This is a genomic window from Vibrio sp. 10N.222.48.A3 (assembly GCF_041475345.1).
Classification (GTDB): Bacteria; Pseudomonadota; Gammaproteobacteria; order Enterobacterales; family Vibrionaceae; genus Vibrio; species Vibrio tasmaniensis_A.
The window spans coordinates 1-5,618 of record NZ_JBFRVX010000969.1 but is presented as its reverse complement, the minus strand read 5'-3'; the positions used below and the strand labels follow the sequence as shown (position 1 = coordinate 5,618).

The window sequence follows — 5,618 nt, the reverse complement described above, 5'->3', positions numbered from 1 at the left end:
CTCCTTAATCTCACTTGCTCATATGATAAATGCCTAATCCTGTTCCTACGATCTAAGGTGTTCCATGAGAAAGCTCCTCTATAAGAAAAGTGTACTGACCAGTTTAGTGTGTTCTTTATCCAGTATTATCGCGATGCCATCCCTTGCCCAACAATCTATTAATCCTGAAGAAGAGCTCGCTTACAACCTAGGTGTTCAAGCATTTATCTATGGTACAGGCCCATTAACCGTGGCAGCGGTTAGGCAAACGACCACATCTGTTGATGCGCCAATGGACAACGCCATGGCACCATTGAATGAGATGGGTAAAACGCGCGTTCTATCCGGACCTCAGGATAGAATTGTACCTACCGTCAACAACGATACGCTCTACTCACAAGCTCACTACGATCTGGATTTATCAGGTCCAATGGTGATTGATATTCCTCGCACCGATAACCGTTATTACATTGTTCAGCTATTGGATGCTTACTCAGATTCGATTGAAGATCTGCATGTGAAGAATGTCGGCGACCAAGGTTCAAAAGTGCTGTTGGTTAACAAAGGATGGGCTGGCGAAGTGCCAGAGGGGATTGATCGTATCGTAGAGTCTCGCACTCCTATGGTTTGGTTAATTCAACGAACGGGCGTATTTGGCGAGCAAGATCTCAATGACGCATTGGTTACTCACGATAAATTCCTCAGCTACCCACTTGATCAACTCGGCGCAGAACACGACATCGTAGAGCTCAAAGCTTCGACAGGTCGCATCCCACCCATGGCGAGGCCTGAAGGGTTAGAGTGGTATTCGCTAATTGACCGTGAACTACGTAAAAACCCGATTCCAGAAGATGCTGCCATCGTTGATCAATTCCAACAAATTGGTATTGGAGGAACGACCCCCTTTAACCCGGAAGCACTAACTTCTGCACAGAAAAAAGGGTTAATGCGCGCGATTGAGTCTTCACAACAGATCATTCAATACGCTGGTCGAAGCATCGGTGATGTCAATAATGGCTGGTCGATGATGTACGAGGGTGGCCGCTACGGAAATGATTACCTGAGCCGAGCGAGCATCAATATGCGTGCGGCTGGTTTGAATGTGCCAGAGCGAGCACTCTACCCAAATCGATACACGGACTCGAATGGCGAGCAGCTGTCGGGAGACAATCAATATCGAATGACCATGCCTGCCGATGCACCCGCTGACGCCTTTTGGTCGTTGACCATGTACGACGCTAAAAACCTGTTCATGGTTGAGAACTTCATTCAACGCTACTCCATCTCGACCAATCGTAAAGATGAGCTGAAATACGCAGAAGACGGCACCTTGCCAATATGCATTCAATACGTAAAACCGTCCGATCCAACGTGTAACTGGCTGCCAGCCCCTCAAGATGACTTCTATCTTCACATGCGCCTGTATGAGCCAACTCAAGCCGTTCTCGACAATGAATACCCATTGCCACAAGTTGAAATACTCTAGCCCCATTTAGGTCAATTAAGTAGATCAAGTCGATTGCCACGGCGTTCTTAGTGTTCGCTCGTGGCAATTCGTTCTATCCCTAAATACATGACTCAAACTGCTAGCAACATAACTCATACAATGAAAATGAGGCTCTATTCTTGAAAACACCTTTCATCACACTGTCTCTGTTAGTAACAGGGATAGTCAGCTCTCTTGCTCACGCGGGAGGGTTAAATCTATCTCAGATTGCGACCACTAAAAGCGTCGGCACGGCAGGCACAGGGAACGTAACCGCGAACGATGCATCCGCCGTGCTCACCAACGCTGCAGGGTTATCGGCTATTGAAGAAAGTGCTTGGATTCTCGGCGTTCAATACCTCGATGTTGAAACCACTTTTGTCCGTGACGATAACTCGGCTTCGACCACAGGAAGCAGCGCGGATGTTCTCCCTCATTTGTCTTACGCATCAAGGCTCAATGACCAATGGGTCGTCGGCGCAGCATTGCATGCAGCTGGCGGCACTGGCGTTGAATACTCACACGGCGTTGGCGCGCACCCTGCTTTATTGATCAAAGAAAACAGCATTTCGGCACTCAACTTAACGTCGTCATTGTCATATCAGGTCAATGAACAGCTGTCTCTTGGTGGTTCTTTGATATTGCAGCACGCTGCGCTTGAAACTCAAGCCTTGAACGGTCTCGAACTCCAAGGGGATAGCCTTGATCTAGGGTTCGGTCTGAGTCTCAATCACCACATCAGTGACAACACACAATTGGGAGTCAGCTATCAGGGCCAATTTGATCACGACCTTTCCCTTGATAACGCCAACGCTTTTGGAATTAGCTCTGAACTGACCTGGGTTCGAAGCTTAAACTTAGGGTTGAAGCATTCATTAAATGAAGACTTAAACCTTCTACTCAGCTCCAACATGGAGACATGGCAAGATTATGATGACAAATACTCAACCACCTACTCTCTTGGGGTTGGTGTGGAATACGCATATGAGGATTGGTTGCTGTACAGCGGAGTGAGCGGTGACACGAGCCCTGTAAGCAGTCAAAACAGAGATGTGTTACTCCCGCTCGACAAACAGTGGCGTATCGGATTCGGCGCTGAGAAGAAGATATCCAATGACTTAAACCTAGGATTGAGCTACCAATACCAAGATTTAGGCCATGGTGAAATTAATGCTGACTCAGGACTATTTCAGCCTTCTGGCAGCTATTCGACCAACAGAGTTCACTTCGTCACTTTGTCTCTTCGCCATTAAAGCGAGATCTTAAGCGTTCCATTCTAGCTTCTAGCTTCTAGCTTCTAGCTTCTAGCTTCTAGCTTCTAGCTTCTAGCTTCTAGCTTCTAGCAGGAAACAGTACGAAAAAAGGATTGGCTGTGACAGCAATCCTTTTGATTTCATGAATATCATACCGCTAACCAGAAAGGCTCTAACGCCCTTTACGCTCATGGTAATTGTCGTTATTGTGATTCTCTACGCCATCATTACAAGGACTGTCTGAGAGTTATGAACAGCACGATTGAAACTATTCTGGGGCACCGCTCCATTCGTCAATATACAAATCAACCGATTGAAAAAGCACAACTTGATGTGATTATTCAGGCTGGCCTCGCGGCTTCATCATCGAGCTTACTGCAGGCTGTTTCTATCGTGAGAGTGACAGACACAGAGAAGCGCAAACTGTTAGCTGAATACGCAGGTAACCAAGCTTACGTTGAGAATGCGGCTGAGTTTTTAGTGTTCTGTATCGACTATCAACGCCACGCTCAAATCAACCCTGAAGTGAAAACCGACTTTACTGAACTGACCCTGATTGGCGCGGTAGATTCTGGCATCATGGCGCAAAACTGCATGCTGGCTGCCGAGTCTCTAGGTTTGGGTGGCGTATACATTGGTGGGCTGCGTAACAGCGCACAACAAGTCGATGAACTGTTAGAACTACCACAACACACCGCCGTATTGTTCGGAATGTGCTTAGGTCACCCGGCACAACAACCAGAGGTGAAGCCTCGCCTTCCTGCTCATGTGGTGATGCACGAAAACCAATATCAACCACTGAGCCTAGATGAAATTGCCAGCTACGACGATTCAATGCAAAGCTACTACGCGAACCGCTCAAGCAATCAGAAGCAAAGCAGTTGGTCACAACAGATCACACAGAAGCTGTCTGGTGAATCTCGCCCGCACATTCTGCCTTACTTGAACAGTAAACAGCTGACCAAGCGTTAAGCCGTTAAGCCGTTAAGCCGTTAAGAGCTTGCAACAAACCACAGCAAACAGCAGCACAAACAAAAAATGTCAGCGTAATATACGCTGACATTTTTATTTATCCGGAGGCGGCTAGCTTACAGATATTTCTCAATCGGTAGCAATTGCAAAAAGCCTGACTGCATTCGTTCCCACTTACCCGTTTCTGGTTCGCTGTCCCAGCTTTGATCGCCTGAATACCAATACACATCACCGTCTTCCAGTTCCAAGCGCCAGCTATTATCTTCACTCATCGCTTGCTCAATGGTGTCTGCTAACGTTTCAGCAATCTCTTTATTCTCGATGATCAAAACCGATTCCGTGTTCAAGTAGGTAGAGCGCAAGTTGAAGTTAAATGAGCCGATGCTCGCGATGCTGCGGTCGAATACGACTGATTTAGCGTGCAAGCCATAGGCCGTCTCAGGCGCACATTTAGACACGTCTTGAGTCGATGCTTCACACAGCTTAGATTCTGGTTTTAGCTCAAACAGATCGATGCCATGCTCCAACATGTCGTAACGTCTGCCTGCATAAGCAGAATGATTAGTCACCAGATCATTAGACGCCATAGAGTTAGTTAGCGCTTTTATCTCAACGCCCTTGTTGTTCAATACCTGCCATTCTTCAAGCTGACCATCATCGAATACAAGGTAAGCGGATTCCAATAAGATCTCTTGTTTCGACTCGCTCGCTAACTTCCCTAGAAGAATCGCAGTCGCTTTCGGTTCATCAGTATTATCGGAGTCATCAGGAACGGGTTGATCGTAAACAAAACGCGCATTCACCCATGTCATCTCACCAATCACCTCTTTCAGTAAGCCATCAGCAGCCTCACGGTCTAATGGTAATTCAGGATAATTTTGATAATGCGGCACGACAATATTATCTATCTTCGAGAGATCAGGTTGTTCGTCATCACCCAGCATATCGACAGGGTAAGACCAACGGCTGTTCCAGTATTCAACAAAACTGGTTTGGATGGTGTTAACTACCGAGCCCATGACTAATACATCGCGGTCTCGGAAATTGATTTCATCAGAAAGGTCGAAATATTCATCACCAATATTACGTCCACCCACCACAGACAAAGTGTCATCTACGGTAAACGACTTATTGTGCATACGGCGATTTAAACGAGAAAAGTCACCGACAAAGCTCAACCATTTACTGAAACCACGGCGTGTTGGCGTTGGATTGAAGATACGAATCTCGACATTAGGGTGCGCATCCAGTGCCGACAACAAACCTTCACGTTCGTTGAGGTTGATATCATCCAGCATTACGCGAACCTTCACACCACGCTCGGCCGCGGCTAACAAACGGCTGGCTAAGTAACTGCCCGATTCGTCAGAGTTCCAGATGTAGTATTGAATGTCGATGGTGTGCTCGGCACTTTCGACCAGCGCTAATCGCTGTGCCAAGGCATCCCAACCAGACTCTTGCAGACGAACCGCAGTGGTCCCTTGCTCTAAAGCTTCAGGCTGAAATTCATTGGTTAGAACCGATAAAGAACTAGGTGCAGGAGAGGTTGGCGGTTCTGTCGGGTGATCGATGCCTTCAGGAAGTGAAGAACACCCACCTAAAACGGCGATTAAGATTAACGTTAAACTGATGCGTTGGAGCACAGGCATGTATCTGACTTCCTTTTCACGATGACGTCTTTAGAAACTTTCCGTACAGCTTTTCAATGAACAAGCTATTCCGATCTATTCATTGATTATTACTGCTAAATCCTGAAATTTATAGGTAATTGTCGACTATAAATTAGAAGCCCGGTCAAGATCACCCACAAATCACTTAAGTTGGGTGAGTGCCAAACAGTATAAACTCAGCGGCTTTTCGACCATTTCAATGGTGAGTTCAGTTCGGTCTGGGTTGCAGTTCAACGCCAAAGCATAGCCGTGTAAATA

4 protein-coding genes and 1 pseudogene are annotated in these 5,618 nt (G+C 46.7%); 3 read left to right on the top strand and 2 right to left on the bottom strand.

Features of this window, described 5'->3' with window-relative positions; translation table 11 throughout:
- Positions 1–64 precede the first annotated feature (64 nt).
- From AB4653_RS22560 to nfsA, 3 genes are all read left to right on the top strand, one after another.
- Positions 65–1,465 carry a DUF1254 domain-containing protein gene (locus tag AB4653_RS22560; RefSeq protein ID WP_032555095.1) on the top strand — a complete coding sequence of 467 codons (1,401 nt, stop codon included), beginning with the start codon at positions 65–67 and terminating at the stop codon, positions 1,463–1,465.
- A 140-nt stretch (positions 1,466–1,605) separates the two neighbouring features.
- Complete coding sequence (locus AB4653_RS22555) at positions 1,606–2,718, top strand: OmpP1/FadL family transporter (protein WP_009845931.1); 1,113 nt, start codon at positions 1,606–1,608, stop codon at positions 2,716–2,718.
- 249 nt (positions 2,719–2,967) lie between these two features.
- Entirely contained in the window at positions 2,968–3,690 is a 723-nt protein-coding gene (gene nfsA / locus AB4653_RS22550) for an oxygen-insensitive NADPH nitroreductase (RefSeq protein ID WP_009845932.1), read from the top strand.
- A gap of 116 nt (positions 3,691–3,806) precedes the next feature.
- On the opposite strand, the gene AB4653_RS22545 is transcribed toward nfsA, so the two are convergent.
- The gene (locus AB4653_RS22545) at positions 3,807–5,339 is read right to left on the bottom strand and encodes a phospholipase D family protein (RefSeq protein ID WP_009845933.1); all 1,533 of its coding nucleotides are present in this window, start codon (positions 5,337–5,339) and stop codon (positions 3,807–3,809) included.
- Between the two features lie 162 nt (positions 5,340–5,501).
- A pseudogene (locus tag AB4653_RS22540) lies at positions 5,502–5,618 on the bottom strand (TetR/AcrR family transcriptional regulator); the annotation flags it as partial.